This window comes from Escherichia sp. MAL-1 (genome assembly GCF_052948035.1).
Genome location: NZ_CM129609.1, coordinates 2,501,602 through 2,517,481 on the forward strand (window position 1 = coordinate 2,501,602; position 15,880 = coordinate 2,517,481).

Annotated in this window: 15 protein-coding genes and 1 pseudogene; 6 read left to right on the forward strand and 10 right to left on the reverse strand. The window is 48.4% G+C overall.

The features are described 5' to 3' along the window. Positions 1–162: 162 nt before the first annotated feature. Genes ACU8XX_RS12425 through ACU8XX_RS12445 form a run of 5 tightly spaced genes read right to left on the reverse strand, consistent with a single transcriptional unit; the run spans position 163 to position 5,183 of the window. Positions 163–666 (reverse strand): 4Fe-4S dicluster domain-containing protein, encoded by a 504-nt coding sequence (locus ACU8XX_RS12425; RefSeq protein WP_226792351.1) that lies wholly within the window; start codon positions 664–666, stop codon positions 163–165. Between the two features lie 29 nt (positions 667–695). Continuing rightward, on the reverse strand, positions 696–1,292 hold the full coding sequence (locus ACU8XX_RS12430) for a TorD/DmsD family molecular chaperone (RefSeq protein WP_023063504.1): 597 nt from the start codon (positions 1,290–1,292) through the stop codon (positions 696–698). Positions 1,293–1,335: 43 nt separating this feature from the next. Next, on the reverse strand, positions 1,336–2,109 hold the full coding sequence (locus ACU8XX_RS12435) for a dimethyl sulfoxide reductase anchor subunit family protein (RefSeq protein ID WP_023063503.1): 774 nt from the start codon (positions 2,107–2,109) through the stop codon (positions 1,336–1,338). Next, positions 2,102–2,728: a DMSO/selenate family reductase complex B subunit gene (locus ACU8XX_RS12440; protein WP_023063502.1), complete on the reverse strand. Its 627-nt coding sequence runs from the start codon at positions 2,726–2,728 to the stop codon at positions 2,102–2,104. The genes ACU8XX_RS12435 and ACU8XX_RS12440 overlap by 8 nt, the downstream gene beginning before the upstream one ends. A 13-nt stretch (positions 2,729–2,741) precedes the next feature. Beyond that, positions 2,742–5,183: a DMSO/selenate family reductase complex A subunit gene (locus ACU8XX_RS12445; protein ID WP_050488533.1), complete on the reverse strand. Its 2,442-nt coding sequence runs from the start codon at positions 5,181–5,183 to the stop codon at positions 2,742–2,744. Between the two features lie 622 nt (positions 5,184–5,805). Between ACU8XX_RS12445 and ACU8XX_RS12450 the strand changes: the two genes are divergently transcribed. Continuing rightward, a protein-coding gene (locus tag ACU8XX_RS12450; protein ID WP_425342433.1) for an IS5-like element IS5 family transposase occupies positions 5,806–6,785 on the forward strand; the annotation gives its coding sequence in 2 pieces (ribosomal slippage) (positions 5,806–6,691 and positions 6,691–6,785; 981 coding nt in all). Positions 6,786–7,090: 305 nt separating this feature from the next. Here the strand turns inward: ACU8XX_RS12450 and ACU8XX_RS12455 are convergent. Beyond that, positions 7,091–7,285: an MbcA/ParS/Xre antitoxin family protein gene (locus ACU8XX_RS12455; RefSeq protein WP_001300905.1), complete on the reverse strand. Its 195-nt coding sequence runs from the start codon at positions 7,283–7,285 to the stop codon at positions 7,091–7,093. Next, positions 7,269–7,601 carry a helix-turn-helix domain-containing protein gene (locus ACU8XX_RS12460; RefSeq protein WP_001300511.1) on the reverse strand — a complete coding sequence of 111 codons (333 nt, stop codon included), beginning with the start codon at positions 7,599–7,601 and terminating at the stop codon, positions 7,269–7,271. The genes ACU8XX_RS12455 and ACU8XX_RS12460 overlap by 17 nt, the downstream gene beginning before the upstream one ends. 96 nt (positions 7,602–7,697) lie before the next feature. On the opposite strand from ACU8XX_RS12460, the gene ACU8XX_RS12465 reads away from it, so the two are divergent. Further along, a complete protein-coding gene (locus ACU8XX_RS12465) occupies positions 7,698–8,258 on the forward strand; it encodes a hypothetical protein (RefSeq protein ID WP_001088752.1) in 561 nt (186 codons plus the stop codon). Between the two features lie 408 nt (positions 8,259–8,666). Here ACU8XX_RS12465 and ACU8XX_RS12470 read toward each other — a convergent pair. The 3 genes and pseudogenes from ACU8XX_RS12470 to ACU8XX_RS12480 all read right to left on the reverse strand — a co-directional run. Further along, positions 8,667–9,041, reverse strand: a pseudogene (locus ACU8XX_RS12470) (IS3 family transposase); the annotation flags it as partial. Positions 9,042–9,072: 31 nt separating this feature from the next. Next, positions 9,073–10,223 (reverse strand): IS3-like element ISEc16 family transposase gene (locus tag ACU8XX_RS12475; RefSeq protein ID WP_095526145.1). Its coding sequence is split into 2 segments (ribosomal slippage): positions 9,073–9,962 and positions 9,962–10,223, totalling 1,152 coding nucleotides; the frame shifts between segments, so codons are not numbered across the junction. Positions 10,224–10,273: 50 nt separating this feature from the next. Beyond that, a protein-coding gene (locus tag ACU8XX_RS12480; RefSeq protein ID WP_103215986.1) for an IS1-like element IS1A family transposase occupies positions 10,274–10,971 on the reverse strand; the annotation gives its coding sequence in 2 pieces (ribosomal slippage) (positions 10,274–10,722 and positions 10,722–10,971; 699 coding nt in all). 80 nt (positions 10,972–11,051) lie between these two features. On the opposite strand from ACU8XX_RS12480, the gene ACU8XX_RS12485 reads away from it, so the two are divergent. The 4 genes from ACU8XX_RS12485 to ydeP all read left to right on the forward strand — a co-directional run bounded on the left by ACU8XX_RS12485 (position 11,052) and on the right by ydeP (position 15,684). Then, positions 11,052–11,582, forward strand: coding sequence for a fimbrial protein (locus tag ACU8XX_RS12485; RefSeq protein WP_000876763.1), 531 nt, complete (start codon positions 11,052–11,054; stop codon positions 11,580–11,582). Positions 11,583–11,594: 12 nt separating this feature from the next. After that, positions 11,595–12,098, forward strand: a complete 504-nt coding sequence (locus ACU8XX_RS12490) for a fimbrial protein (protein ID WP_000825452.1) — start codon at positions 11,595–11,597, stop codon at positions 12,096–12,098. 58 nt (positions 12,099–12,156) lie between these two features. After that, on the forward strand, positions 12,157–13,071 hold the full coding sequence (locus ACU8XX_RS12495) for a fimbrial protein (RefSeq protein ID WP_000520676.1): 915 nt from the start codon (positions 12,157–12,159) through the stop codon (positions 13,069–13,071). 333 nt (positions 13,072–13,404) lie between these two features. Beyond that, positions 13,405–15,684: an acid resistance putative oxidoreductase YdeP gene (gene ydeP, locus ACU8XX_RS12500; protein WP_000726691.1), complete on the forward strand. Its 2,280-nt coding sequence runs from the start codon at positions 13,405–13,407 to the stop codon at positions 15,682–15,684. Positions 15,685–15,880 lie beyond the last annotated feature (196 nt).

Genomic DNA, 15,880 nt, shown 5'->3' on the forward strand with positions numbered 1-15,880 from the left:
ATGCGACCTTTATACCGGATAATTTAGCATGTTGAACCGATTTTCGGAGACTCTCTATCGCGCTGGACGGCTCTGCATGTACATTGTCGCCTGAAAAATAATATCAGGGATATAAATAGCCTGTTAATACCTCGTTTCCTCTCTTCATGACACCCTGACTCATTAATATAGTGTCACAGCATTGTGAGGGCACTGGACAACGCATTCGCCACAACCATCACAGCGTTCGTTGTCAGCCGACATCCGTCCAGACTCATTAATAAAGCAAGCCTGTCGTGGGCATACATCCACGCACTGTTTACACTGTCTGACAGGATTCACACAGGCAGAGTTACAGAACACCGGGCGCAGTCCGGTATCAAAACGAGACTGCACGCGTAGCGCGTCACTCGAACATGCTGCGATACACAAACCACAGCCATCACAACTGGCATATTCAATCATCAGTTGCGGGTAACCGTCTTCATGTCTGGACAGGACTCCCATTGGGCAGACATCAATGCACTGACTACATTGGGTACACTGGGTTATGAACTCCGCATCAGGAACCGCCCCTGGCGGCAACGAATGTCCCAGCCGGGTAGACAGTACTTCTGGCGTTGTGTGCTTTGCCGCGCTGACAAACGCACGAAACAGTCCGCGCCGACTGACGTGCCGGTGAGCCATCAATTCATGATAATATTTCTCTGATTTGTTCATCCGAAATACAGCCGCTTCACCGCAGGTTGCAACGCCCGTTGCTGTTGCAAATCCTGCAAATAGCGCGTGGTCACGGCGGCAAGGCGAGCATAGAACGGACTCACCCTGTTGCCCTGCAGACGTTCAAGATAGCGATATCCCCACGGTAACAAATAAACCTCTAACAGCTGATTAACTGCCGCATCTTTTCCAGCATCAAGTATCGCACTGCAGGCTAACAACATCAGCCCAAACTGATCTTCCGGCTCATTTTGACCCGAATTAAAAGTCATTCCCTGAGACTGCAGAAACGCCCGGTACTTAGCGGTGGTATTGCCCATTAGCAGGTTATCGCGTTCCAGCCAGACAGATCCCCAGGGTGGCACGGGCATCTCGCCCTGCCCTTCAAACAGCACGGAGAATTGCCATGCCAGTTCGTCATTATCGGGAAACGGCCAGTCTGCGCACAGTGAAGCTGTTCCCGCAGGGTCGCTCCATGGGTACAGCTCCGACAGAGTGGGCAGACAATCGAAAAGTGCTTTCACCTCTGGTCGTTCCGGAGAGTAGTAAAACAGTGCACCGAGGATCCTCGGTAATACAATATTGGGGGACATCCTGAGTTCTCCTGAAAACAGAGCGGCTACAGCCGCTCACAGATTACATCGGCAACGTCCACAGGTTGTAGAATGCGATCCTACCCACCAGTTCCGCAGCGATAACCACCAGTGACGTGGTCGCCAGAACGGCCACATTAGTTTTGAGTCGTACCCAGGCCACCACACCGACAATGCCGACAGCTAGCAGTACAACCTGAGCAGTGAACCAACTGGATTGAGCCGCAGTTAGCACCCCATCAGCATCCATAAGCGTCAAAATATAGCCTGGACGCAGGCAGAAGCTGACCAGAATCGCCAGCACACTCACCAGCAACCCCAGGCGCAGACCAAACAGTCCGGCCAGAATGCCACCTCCGATCATCGGAGTCAGTACCATCATCACCGTAGTGTAAGATGTCCGCCAGGTGACCACCGTCGGCAACTGATAGATTTGCGGGATGGCGAAGATAAAAACCACCCCCACCGCGGCCGCCAGCCACACCAGTCCTTTACATAACGAAGCCGCTCCACGATTGAGAAGCAACCCCAGTGCGCCCAGCCCGCCAAGTGTCGCAAACACTGCCGATAACACGATTTCGTTGCTCATCGGTGAATGGCCCACTCGCAGCAACATATTCAATGCTCGTAAAGGCTGGCCTACATGGAAAATGCCCAGCAACACCCCAACGCCAAACAGACACATCGCGGAGAAAAGACCAACGGCCATACGCTGCCTGTCAATCTGCCCCAGGGTGCCGCCAATCAGCAACAGAATAAACGCGCCAACTGCGCTCTGAGTAAAGACGGTAAAAAAGACCAGAGGTAACTCATGCATTGCGCACCTCACTCATGTTCATGATGGCCCCTTCCTTGTCTCCCGTCGGGCGGGCCTTCGGATGGGGTTTAATAATAAGGTTAGGATGAGTAAACGACGCGGCGGGCAGCGGCGCGATTTCATTCTCAGTGCCATACTTCTTCCGTAACTCATCGATCGGCCCGAAATCCAGCGCGCGCTGTGGACAAGAGTCCACGCAAATTGGTCGCAGATTTTTCTCCAGTCGATCAAGGCAACCATCGCACTTACGCATCACTTTGGCCTGAGCATCAAATTGTGGCGCGCCATACGGGCAGCGCATTTCGCAATAACGGCATCCGACACAAATATTGTCATCGACCAGCACCAGTCCGTCCTCTTCACGTTTGTGCATCGCTCCGGTAGGACATCCGGAGACACAAACCGGTTCATCACAGTGGTTACAGGCAATAGAGAGGTAGTAGGTAAAAGTGTCGTTGTGCCAGCTTTCTCCTTCTTTCGCCCAACTTCCGCCACCATATTCATATACCCGACGGAATTTCGGGCCCACGTCCAGATCTTTATTATCCTTGCAACTGACCTGGCAAGTTTTGCAGCCTGAGCAACGCGAGGAGTCAACATAAAAGCCATACTGTTTCATTGCGGATCACTCCCTAAGCGCGTTTGATTTCAACCAGGTTGGTATGTTGCGGGTTCCCTTTCGCCAGCGGCGACGGCAGGTGGCTGGTCAATGTGTTAATACATCCACCCACGTCCACACCGTTGCTGTCCAGTCGGGTCCACGCGCCTTGCGGCATTGCCACCACGCCCGGCAGGATGCGCTGTGTCACCTTGCAGGGGATCTCCACCACACCGCGATCGTTGAATACATGGACCATATCGCCTGATTTCAACTGACGCACGCTGGCGTCTATCGGGTTGATCCAGACTTCATCCGGTACCGCTTCATGCAGCATCAGCACACTGGCATATGTTGAGTGCGTGTGACCTTTGGTGTGAAAACCGCTCATCTGTAGCGGATACTTTGCTGTCAGACTCTTGTTCAGATGGGACTCTGTCACTATACAAAATTCAGGAACAGCCGGAATGCGATCTCCTTCCGGTAGTGTCCAGGCTTTAGCCAGTTCCGCCAGAGTGTGCGAGTAAATCTCAATCTTCCCGGAAGGTGTCGTCAGTGGACTGGCAACCGGATCATGGCGGAAATCAGCAAGGATAATACTGTCCTCATCACGAGTACCTTGCTGATCGATAACCCCCATATTCATTGCAACTTCCCATTCAGGCAGATATGATCGCTTCTCTTTAACTTGTCCGTAATGCTTCGCCATCCACTCTGCCTGAGTACGCCCCTCAGTAAAACGCTCTCTTACCCCAAGATGCCCCGCAATATCTGCACAGATATCATAGGTACTGCGTACTTCCCACATCGGTGTGATCGTTTTTTGCATTGCAATCATGTAATGGTGAGAACCGGCTGCATAGGAACTGTCCACCAGATCCTCGGCTTCTAAGTAGCTAGTTTCTGGAAGAAGGATATCGGCAAAGCGGGCACTGGCAGTCATATGATTATCAATAACCACGATAGTTTCGCACAGGCTGTCATCTTCAAGTATTTTGCGTGTACGATTGATATTTCCATGTTGATTCAGAAGTGCATTCCCGGCCTGGTTGAAGAACAGTTTAATACCGGTTTTCAGTTTATCCGCGCCTTTAACCCCCATAGTGGTGGCTGTCATTTTTTCCGGACTTTGAATCGCATCTGTCCACAGATAGCAGGGGATTGACACCTTAACGGGATTTTCACCAATCGGCAGAGCAGGAACACCATAAGGTGTTCCGTATGTCCAGTTCCCATTGTTGGTTCCTGGCAATCCAAAATGACCCGTCAGGGCAGGAAGTATCTGAACCGCTCTGGAAGTCTGTTCACCATTTGCATGACGCTGTGGCCCCCATCCCTGGGCAATGAAACAGGCCCGAGCTTCGGCCATTTCACGTGCCAACTGGCGAATACGAATAGCCGGGATGCCACAGATATCTGCCGCCCATTCAGGTGTTTTTTCGACGCCGTCATCACCGTTACCCAGAACATAGTCTTTATAACTGGCATTTGGTTTCGCCGTTTCCGGAAGGGTGCTACGATCATAACCGACACAATAAGTATTGACTCGTTCTTCGTCGATCAGATTTTCTTTTATCAACGTGTGTGCAATAGCTGCTACCAGTGCAGCATCGGTTGTAGGGCGAATTGGTAACCATTCAGCATGTTCTGTAACAACAGAGTCTGTATAGCGCGGATCGATGATAATCACCCGGGCGCCTGATATTTCCAGCGCACGGCGCAGTTCTTCAACTTGCCCACCACCGGACATCCGAGTCTCAGATAAATTCAGACCAAAAAAAACCACAAGATCAGAATGCGCAATCTGGCTAAAATGACTGGCAAACTGTACTCCTGTAGCACCATACGTGTAAGATGTGGCGGTAAAGTTTTGAGCGTTTGAGTAATTATTGTAATACTGCAGAAAACCGCCATTCAGGTTCAATAACCTTTTCCATGCGGGTGTTCCTTGGTTATGATAATACGCGCCAGATTGATAATTAAAATAGATTGCTTCATTTCCATATTTTTCAGAAACGCGCTTTAATTCAGCGGCAATAAAGGCTGTGGCCTCATCCCATGAAATACGTTTAAATTTCCCTTCTCCGCGTTTACCAACACGTTTCATCGGATATTTAATCCGGTCAGGGCTGTAAACTCGCCAGCGGCTGGAACGACCTCGCAGACAGGGACGGATTTGGTGTTCACCGAATACCGAATCATCCTTAGCATCTTCCGGTTCAATTCGCACAATCCGATCATCTTTAACTATGACTTTCAGTGCACAGCGGCTGCCACAGTTTACTAAGCAGGCACTATGTCTTATGATTTCAACCCCCTCCTTCCCCGAAACCAATGCAGTATCAGCTGCATTGAGAGTAAACGGCAGGGGCAGTGTGCTTGATGCTGCAACCGCAGCACTAATTTTGGTTGTGTTCACAATAACCTGTCTGCGGGACAGGTCCTGTTGTAATAGCTCATTAATTATTGTTTTCATGTAATTCCCATAACCTCTGAAATAGCTTCCTGATATATGACATTACATTGGGTTATAAGAGTGTTATTGACAATGATCAATTAATACACAATCACGAAGATATAATTTTTATTACTGAGAAAGACAGACCGGTAACTTTCAAAGAAGTTGTCGTATGTTCATACTACCCAGCGTTCTTTTTTCGGGTTTAGCGATACAGTTTCTATCTGTGACCAGTTTCGAGTTTGTTGTGACCAGCGATCCGGATTCGTTTTCTCGCTGTTTCGTAGATAATTTTACGGCGGGCGAGGATCCCTATATTCTCCCCTCGATGTTATTCATCCGGTGTTACATACCTTATTCCGGTAAGGCGATGCTGGATGTTGTACCACGCAACCGAACCCATTGCGCGGCCATTGAGGGCAGTATTGCAGCATTCTGTAGAATGATTCTGAGTACGGATTATCATTGCTCACCCACGGTCTGATATCGGATGCGACTACACCCAGATCATACAACTTCGCCTGCATTGTGAAGTTTTTCATCGGATCAACGCTATCTGCATACAGAATTAGGGAAGGTGCGAACAAGTCCCTGATATGAGATCATGTTTGTCATCTGGAGCCATGGAACAGGGTTCATTATGAGTCATCAACTTACCTTCGCCGACAGTGAATTCAGCAGTAAGCGCCGTCAGACCAGAAAAGAGATTTTCTTGTCCCGCATGGAGCAGATTCTGCCATGGCAAAACATGGTGGAAGTCATCGAGCCGTTTTACCCCAAGGCTGGTAATGGCCGGCGACCTTATCCGCTGGAAACCATGCTACGCATTCACTGCATGCAGCATTGGTACAACCTGAGCGATGGCGCGATGGAAGATGCTCTGTACGAAATCGCCTCCATGCGTCTGTTTGCCCGGTTATCCCTGGATAGCGCCTTGCCGGACCGCACCACCATCATGAATTTCCGCCACCTGCTGGAGCAGCATCAACTGGCCCGCCAATTGTTCAAGACCATCAATCGCTGGCTGGCCGAAGCAGGCGTCATGATGACTCAAGGCACCTTGGTCGATGCCACCATCATTGAGGCACCCAGCTCGACCAAGAACAAAGAGCAGCAACGCGATCCGGAGATGCATCAGACCAAGAAAGGCAATCAGTGGCACTTTGGCATGAAGGCCCACATTGGTGTCGATGCCAAGAGTGGCCTGACCCACAGCCTAGTCACCACCGCGGCCAACGAGCATGACCTCAATCAGCTGGGTAATCTGCTGCATGGAGAGGAGCAATTTGTCTCAGCCGATGCCGGCTACCAAGGGGCGCCACAGCGCGAGGAGCTGGCCGAGGTGGATGTGGACTGGCTGATCGCCGAGCGCCCCGGCAAGGTAAGAACCTTGAAACAGCATCCACGCAAGAACAAAACGGCCATCAACATCGAATACATGAAAGCCAGCATCCGGGCCAGGGTGGAGCACCCATTTCGCATCATCAAGCGACAGTTCGGCTTCGTGAAAGCCAGATACAAGGGGTTGCTGAAAACGATAACCAACTGGCGATGTTATTCACGCTGGCCAACCTGTTTCGGGCGGACCAAATGATACGTCAGTGGGAGAGATCTCACTAAAAACTGTGGATAACGCCTTAAATGGCGAAGAAACGGTCTAAATAGGCTGATTCAAGGCATTTACGGGAGAAAAAATCGGCTCAAACATGAAGAAATGAAATGACTGAGTCAGCCGAGAAGAATTTCCCCGCTTATTCGCACCTTCCCTAGCACAGAATACCTTGTCATTAATTGAAATTGTCAAAGCGGTAAAAATCAATACGGTTATACCGGTAGAAAGCCTTCTTGCTCCGCACTTGATCATGGAGCTACACGAAAGGAAAAAAAATCAATGATAGGTATAGCGCTATATTTGTACAACAAAGTCATGAATAAACGCCTTGCTCTATTCGAAAAATGAGCATGGCAACTTTCAGTACCCCCTCTTCTGAGTCCATTATTTCAGAGGGCATTTTCCACTGTAATGCTCTGTTTGGTTCATTGCACCAGTTTAATGCTGCACTTTCGTTACCTTCAAAAAGATCAATAGCCTTTTGTATAACATCATTTTTTGTCAGCATATTTTACACCTGAAGACGTTTTTAGTGCTTCGATAAGGTTACTTCGCTCTTCCTCTGTCATTCGGGAGATGAGTAATGCAAGTTCTGCTGTTGTCTGATCATCACAAAAAAAATAGTTCAACGGTACGTTTAACTCTGCCGCCATTCGTCGAAGCGTATCAATATCGGGGACATGGCGTCCTTTCTCATAATGATTCATACGACTGCTAGCCGATGCGGGATCAAAGCCAACAAGGAGACCCAGAGAGCGCTGTGATAAACCCGCCCTGCATCTCGCTTCCTTAAGTCGTTCTGGTATTGGATTTTTTTCAGACACTGATTCATCTTTATTGGCCTCGAATGCTTAGATTGTCTAAGTATCTGTCATTGTTGTATACTTAGCAATCCTAAGTTAACAGCCTTGTTTTGTCATATGAATAGTCGAGTAACCAACCCTGAGTCGTACATATTTTCTGCAATCATCTTAATTGGCAAAGATAACTTCACCAGTAACGAAGTAGCAAAAATTCTTATCGAGCGATTTTCACTTCCGAAAAATTATTTAAAGGCAAAAGCTTTTGCTTATAACCAAATTCAATCCCTGGTTAGAAAAGGATTATTAAACAAAGTAAGAAAAACAGGCGTGTATCAATATTTATACTCAGTCACATCAGAATTTAATATCGCAACAGAATGCGTGGAATTAATTGAGGCAACCCCAAAGTCTTCCTGTCAACTTGTTTCAAGTGCTACCAACCATGAACACAGAAATGTAAATATCCAAATAAAGTCTCTTATTGAAAAATACAGCAGTGAGTTGGCGAAAGTATCAGGAGCAAAGGAGATTTATGAAGAATTGATAGTTGCTGTGCCGAGCAGGGAAAATGAATTCAGGAAGCTTTCTCTTGAACAAGAGAAAAAACACATCAAGATAAATGAAAAAATAAATACATTAATTGGAATTATTAATCAATCCCTTGCAGTAACGCAATGAATTTTAACAAGTATTTGAAGCTAAATGGAGTCATGAAAAAGAGAGGGCAAAGCCGAACTCCGCCCTCTCCCTTTAAGCACTGCTATATCTCATTAAAATGAGATTAACAGCGCGCACTGCTATATCTCATTAAAATGAGATTAACAGCGCGCACTCCTATATGCTAGACGTATATAAATATAATGTCAGCCAGTCCCGGATGCAACTCTTTAATGAAGTTCAGTACTCTCTGTTTTTTAGTTATCGAAATGATAGTTGGTACAAGGGAACACACGAAGAGGAAAATCGCGATGACTTTGACGCAGAGCATGTTGAGTCTGTTATTGCGACCCTCGAAGCTCTGGATGCGTTAGATTTACGCCACGGAAGATAGCACTCTGATCCTACCCTCGTAATATGGACACTGCTCTAAGCGAGGTTCTGGTTTTCAAATTGTTCCGGACCGAGACCGCCACACCAACTGTGCCGTCGCCAGCGATTGTAATCACATTCGATATAATTAAACACCGTTGCCCGCATTATTTCCCGGCTGATAAAGTGTTCTCCGTGGAGACATTCCACTTTCAGCGAATGAAAGAAGCTTTCCACGCAGGCATTATCGTAGCAGCAGCCCTTTGCGCTCATACTGCCACGCAGATTATGCCGCTTCAGCAGCGTCTGATAATCTGCTGAACAGTACTGGCTTCCGCGGTCCGAGTGAACGATAACGTTCCGGGGTCTCTTACGCCACCACAGCGCCATCTGCAGGGCATCGCAGGCCAGTTGCGCCGTCATGCGTGGCGACTGATCCTACCCACGTAATGTGGACACGGCCCTAAGCGAGATTATGGTTTTCAAATTGTTCCGGGCTGAGACCGCCACAGGCACTGTGACGACGCCAGCGATTGTAATCACACTCGATATAATTAAACACCGTTGCCCGCATTATTTCCCGGCTGCTAAAGCGTTCCCCGTGGATACATTCCACCTTCAGCGAATGAAAGAAGCTTTCCACACAGGCATTGTCATAACAGTAGCCTTTCGCACTCATACTGCCACGCAGGTTGTGTCGCTTCAGCAGCGCCTGATAATCCCCTGAACAGTATTGACCACCACGGTCCGTATGAACAATGACGCTTTCCGGGCGTCTTCTCCGCCACAACGCCATTTGCAGTGCATCACAGGCCAGTTGTGCTGTCATTCGCGGTGACATCGACCAGCCATTAACGGCGCGTGACCACAGGTCGATGACTACTGCGAGATACAACCAGCCCTCATCGGTACGCAAGTACGTGATGTCACCCGCCCACTTCTGGTTCGGGCCGCTGGCACTGAAGTCCTGCTCCAGCAGATTCTCCAATACGGGCAGGCCATGTGCACGGTAGCTGACCGGGCTGAACTTCCGGCTGGCTTTCACCCGCAGCCCCTGACGACGCAGGCTGGCGGCAATGGTTTTAATATTGAACTCCGGCAGTTCGTCAGCAAGGCGGGGAGCACCGTATCGCTGCTTTGCCTCAAAGAATGCCTTATGGACAGCGGCATCGCAGGTGAGCCGAAACTGTTGGCGCAGGCTCATCTGGTGACGACGCCTGAGCCAGACATACCAGCCGCTGCGGGCAACCCGAAGTACACGACACATCGCTTTGATGCTGAACTCTGCCCGATGATTTTCGATGAAGACATACTTCATTTCAGGCGCTTCGCGAAGTATGTCGCGGCCTTTTGGAGGATGGCCAGTTCCTCAGCCTGCTCCGCCAGTTGTCGTTTAAGGCGGACATTTTCAGCGGCCAGTTCGCTTTCGCGCTCTGACGAACTCATTTGTTGCTGCTGTTTACTGCGCCAGGCATAAAGCTGAGATTCATACAGGCTGAGTTCACGGGCTGCGGCGGCCACACCGATGCGTTCAGCGAGTTTCAGGGCTTCGTTACGAAATTCAGGCGTATGTTGTTTACGGGGCTTCTTGCTGATTGATACTGGTTGTGTCATGAGTCACCTCTGGTTGAGAGTTTACTCACTTAGTCGGTAATGACTCCAACTTATTGATAGTGTTTTATGTTCAGATAATGCCCGATGACTTTGTCATGCAGCTCCACCGATTTTGAGAACGACAGCGACTTCCGTCCCAGCCGTGCCAGGTGCTGCCTCAGATTCAGGTTATGCCGCTCAATTCGCTGCGTATATCGCTTGCTGATTACGTGCAGCTTTCCCTTCAGGCGGGATTCATACAGCGGCCAGCCATCCGTCATCCATATCACCACGTCAAAGGGTGACAGCAGGCTCATAAGACGCCCCAGCGTCGCCATAGTGCGTTCACCGAATACGTGCGCAACAACCGTCTTCCGGAGCCTGTCATACGCGTAAAACAGCCAGCGCTGGCGCGATTTAGCCCCGACATAGCCCCACTGTTCGTCCATTTCCGCGCAGACGATGACGTCACTGCCCGGCTGTATGCGCGAGGTTACCGACTGCGGCCTGAGTTTTTTAAGTGACGTAAAATCGTGTTGAGGCCAACGCCCATAATGCGGGCTGTTGCCCGGCATCCAACGCCATTCATGGCCATATCAATGATTTTCTGGTGCGTACCGGGTTGAGAAGCGGTGTAAGTGAACTGCAGTTGCCATGTTTTACGGCAGTGAGAGCAGAGATAGCGCTGATGTCCGGCGGTGCTTTTGCCGTTACGCACCACCCCGTCAGTAGCTGAACAGGAGGGACAGCTGATAGAAACAGAAGCCACTGGAGCACCTCAAAAACACCATCATACACTAAATCAGTAAGTTGGCAGCATCACCATCTGTCGCTAAGGAACAATAGATTATGAAATACAATAACATTATTTTCCTCGGTTTATGTCTGGGGTTAACCACCTATTCTGCTTTATCCGCAGATAGCGTTATTAAAATTAGCGGGCGCGTCCTCGATTATGGCTGCACAGTCTCATCGGATTCGCTTAATTTTACCGTAGATCTCCAAAAAAACAGTGCCAGACAATTTCCAACGACCGGTAGCACAAGTCCAGCCGTCCCTTTTCAGATTACGTTAAGTGAATGCAGCAAAGGGACAACGGGGGTTCGGGTTGCATTTAACGGTATTGAGGATGCAGAAAATAATACTTTGTTGAAACTGGATGAAGGAAGCAATACGGCCTCCGGTTTGGGTATAGAAATATTGGACGCAAATATGCGTCCGGTGAAACTGAATGATCTTCATGCCGGGATGCAGTGGATCCCACTGGTACCAGAACAGAACAATATTTTGCCTTACTCCGCTCGTCTGAAGTCAACTCAGAAGTCCGTCAATCCGGGACTGGTGAGGGCTTCGGCAACCTTTACCCTTGAATTTCAATAATCAGAGTCAGATATGAAAAGACTTCACAAGAGGTTCCTGTTAGCTACGTTTTGCGCGTTATTCACAGCAACTCTCCAGGCCGCCGATGTCACTATCACTGTTAATGGTCGGGTAGTCGCTAAACCCTGCACTATTCAAACCAAAGAAGCTAACGTTAATCTCGGGGATCTTTATACGCGCAATCTGCAACAACCTGGTTCTGCATCTGGCTGGCACAATATTACTTTGTCATTAACCGATTGTCCGGTTGAAACAAGTGCAGTGACGGCAATCGTGACAGGTTCAACTGACAATACGGGTTATTACAAAAATGAAGGTACTGCCGAAAATATTCAGATAGAGCTGAGGGATGACCAGGATGCTGCGTTAAAAAATGGCGATAGCAAAACGGTTATTGTTGATGAGATCACTCGTAATGCACAGTTTCCACTTAAGGCAAGAGCTATCACGGTGAATGGAAACGCAAGCCAGGGAACGATCGAGGCGCTAATCAATGTGATCTACACCTGGCAATAACGTCGATTCGATTTTCTTAGCCTTCTTTTTAAATCAATTTTTAACCTTAGGATATATCATGGGTAAAACAATCAGTATAAAGGTCCTGTTCGGTATTTATCTTCTATTAATGGCAGGCAAAGTTTTTGCCTTCAGTTGTAATGTCGATGGCGGGTCAAGTATTGGAGCAGGTACAACCTCTGTTTATGTTAATCTCGACCCTGTAATACAGCCGGGCCAGAATCTGGTTGTAGACTTGTCTCAGCATATAAGTTGCTGGAATGATTACGGCGGCTGGTACGACACTGATCATATAAACCTGGTACAAGGCTCAGCTTTCGCAGGCTCCCTACAGTCATATAAAGGATCGCTGTACTGGAATAATGTGACCTACCCCTTCCCGTTGACGACAAATACCAACGTATTGGATATTGGTGATAAGACACCGATGCCATTACCGTTAAAACTCTATATTACCCCAGTTGGGGCGGCCGGTGGAGTTGTCATAAAAGCGGGGGAAGTCATTGCCCGTATTCATATGTATAAAATTGCAACATTAGGAAGCGGAAATCCGCGTAATTTTACGTGGAATATTATTTCAAATAACAATGTTGTTATGCCAACAGGCGGCTGCACCGTTGATAGTCGTAATGTCACCGTGGATCTCCCGGACTTTCCTGGAAGCGCAGAAATACCCCTTGGCGTATATTGCTCAAGCGAACAAAAGCTCTCATTTTATCTTTCGGGTGCCACCACTGACAGTAGCCGACAAGTGTTTGCTAACACAGCACCTGATGCAACAAAAGCATCGGGAGTGGGTGTCACTCTAATGCGTAATGGAAAAATACTGGCTACGGGAGAAAATGTCTCCCTGGGGACAGTAAATAAAAGCAAAGTACCTCTGGGTTTAAGCGCAACCTATGGACAAACAGGAAACAAGGTTTCAGCCGGAACCGTCCAGTCAGTCATTGGTGTCACTTTTATCTATGAATAATTGTGATTTTGACCTTAGTCTATGCGCTCCATTCACGAAAATTGCGCGGATAATTATTTTGTGAAGGCTATTAGCCTACACCTGTAAGAAAATCCGCGCACAATTGAAGCCAGAGTCTTATTTTTTATATTGAAAAATATGTTAATTTAAACACTATGAGAGATGATGCTTAACTTATCGTATTTAATCTATTGTTTAACGATAATAGATTAAAAATAGAAAGAGAGTAGTCCCCTACTCTTATATATCCATGTTGGCGATAATCCCTTTGTATGTACTGTGCATCATCGCTATTACAAATCCTAATAATTCATTTCCACACAGGATAAGTAGATGAAGAAAAAAATTGAATCCTACCAGGGTGCTGCCGGTGGTTGGGGTGCTGTTAAATCCGTAGCGAATGCAGTACGTAAGCAGATGGATATACGCCAGGATGTTATTGCCATGTTTGACATGAATAAGCCAGAGGGCTTTGACTGTCCGGGTTGTGCATGGCCAGATCCTAAGCACAGTGCGTCATTCGACATTTGTGAAAACGGCGCAAAAGCAATCGCCTGGGAAGTCACGGATAAGCAGGTAAACGCCTCTTTCTTTGCTGAGAATACGGTTCAATCATTACTTACCTGGGGAGACCACGAGCTTGAGGCTGCGGGGCGACTCACTCAGCCTTTGAAATATGATGCCGTCAGCGACTGTTACAAGCCATTAAGCTGGCAACAAGCTTTCGACGAAATTGGCGCACGCCTTCAAAGCTATAGTGATCCCAATCAGGTTGAATTCTATACTTCGGGCCGCACTTCCAATGAAGCTGCCTTTCTTTATCAGCTTTTTGCCCGTGAATACGGGAGCAATAACTTTCCCGACTGCTCCAACATGTGCCATGAACCGACAAGCGTGGGTTTGGCAGCGAGTATCGGTGTAGGTAAAGGGACCGTGTTGCTGGAAGACTTTGAGAAGTGCGATTTAGTCATTTGCATTGGGCATAACCCTGGTACAAACCACCCTCGCATGCTGACTTCGTTGCGCGCTTTAGTGAAACGGGGAGCGAAAATGATCGCCATCAATCCTCTACAGGAACGTGGCCTGGAGCGATTTACCGCACCGCAAAACCCGTTTGAAATGCTGACGAACTCTGAGACTCAGTTGGCCAGTGCCTACTATAACGTGCGCATTGGTGGCGATATGGCGTTGCTCAAGGGGATGATGCGCCTGTTAATTGAGCGCGATGATGCTGCAAGCGCCGCAGGTCGGCCTTCATTGCTTGATGACGAGTTTATTCAAACGCATACCGTCGGCTTTGACGAGCTACGCCGTGACGTTCTCAATTCCGAGTGGAAAGATATCGAACGTATTTCTGGACTAAGTCAGACACAAATCGCCGAACTGGCTGACGCATATGCCGCTGCCGAACGCACCATTATCTGTTACGGAATGGGGATCACTCAGCACGAACATGGTACCCAGAACGTACAGCAACTGGTCAATCTGCTGTTGATGAAAGGTAACATTGGCAAGCCTGGTGCGGGTATCTGCCCACTACGTGGACACTCTAATGTACAGGGCGACCGAACCGTCGGTATCACCGAGAAACCGTCTGCAGAGTTTCTGGCTCGTCTGGGTGAGCGCTATGGCTTCACCCCACCTCATGCACCTGGACATGCTGCAATTGCCAGCATGCAAGCAATATGTACGGGGCAGGCTCGAGCATTGATCTGCATGGGGGGCAATTTTGCGCTGGCAATGCCAGATCGGGAAGCGAGCGCTGTACCGTTAACGCAATTAGATTTGGCGGTACACGTAGCCACTAAGCTTAACCGCTCTCATCTGTTGACCGCACGGCATAGCTATATTCTGCCGGTCCTGGGACGTAGCGAGATTGACATGCAAAAAAACGGTGCGCAGGCGGTAACCGTTGAGGATTCAATGTCGATGATTCATGCCTCGCGTGGCGTGTTAAAACCCGCCGGTGTAATGCTGAAATCAGAGTGTGCAGTGGTCGCGGGAATCGCGCAGGCAGCACTACCCCAGAGCGTGGTAGCCTGGGAGTATCTGGTGGAAGATTATGATCGCATTCGCAATGACATTGAAGCTGTGCTGCCAGAGTTCGCCGACTATAACCAGCGCATCCGTCATCCCGGTGGTTTTCACCTGATAAATGCAGCTGCTGAAAGGCGCTGGATGACGCCGTCAGGTAAGGCTAATTTCATTACCAGCAAAGGGCTGTTAGAAGATCCCTCTTCAGCGTTTAACAGTAAGCTGGTCATGGCGACAGTACGCAGCCACGATCAGTACAACACGACGATTTATGGTATGGATGATCGCTATCGAGGGGTATTCGGTCAACGAGATGTGGTCTTTATGAGTGCTAAACAAGCTAAAATTTGCCGTGTAAAAAACGGCGAAAGAGTTAATCTTATTGCGCTTACGCCAGACGGTAAGCGCAGCTCACGCCGCATGGATAGATTAAAAGTGGTCATTTACCCTATGGCTGACCGCTCACTGGTGACCTATTTTCCAGAATCGAATCACATGCTAACACTTGATAACCACGATCCATTAAGTGGCATTCCTGGCTATAAAAGTATTCCGGTTGAATTAGAACCATCAAATTAATGCCTCTTCTCATTTCTTCTGCTGTCATCCGCACAGCAGAAGAATTCCTCATTGACTATTATTTCGCAATTTGCTCACATGGATTAAATTAAACTACATACTATAAGATATAAACTTCTGCCTACAGCTGTAAGAAACTCCGCTCAGTACTGAAGCACCAGTCCTATTTCCTCTTTTCTCCAGCCTGTTATATTAA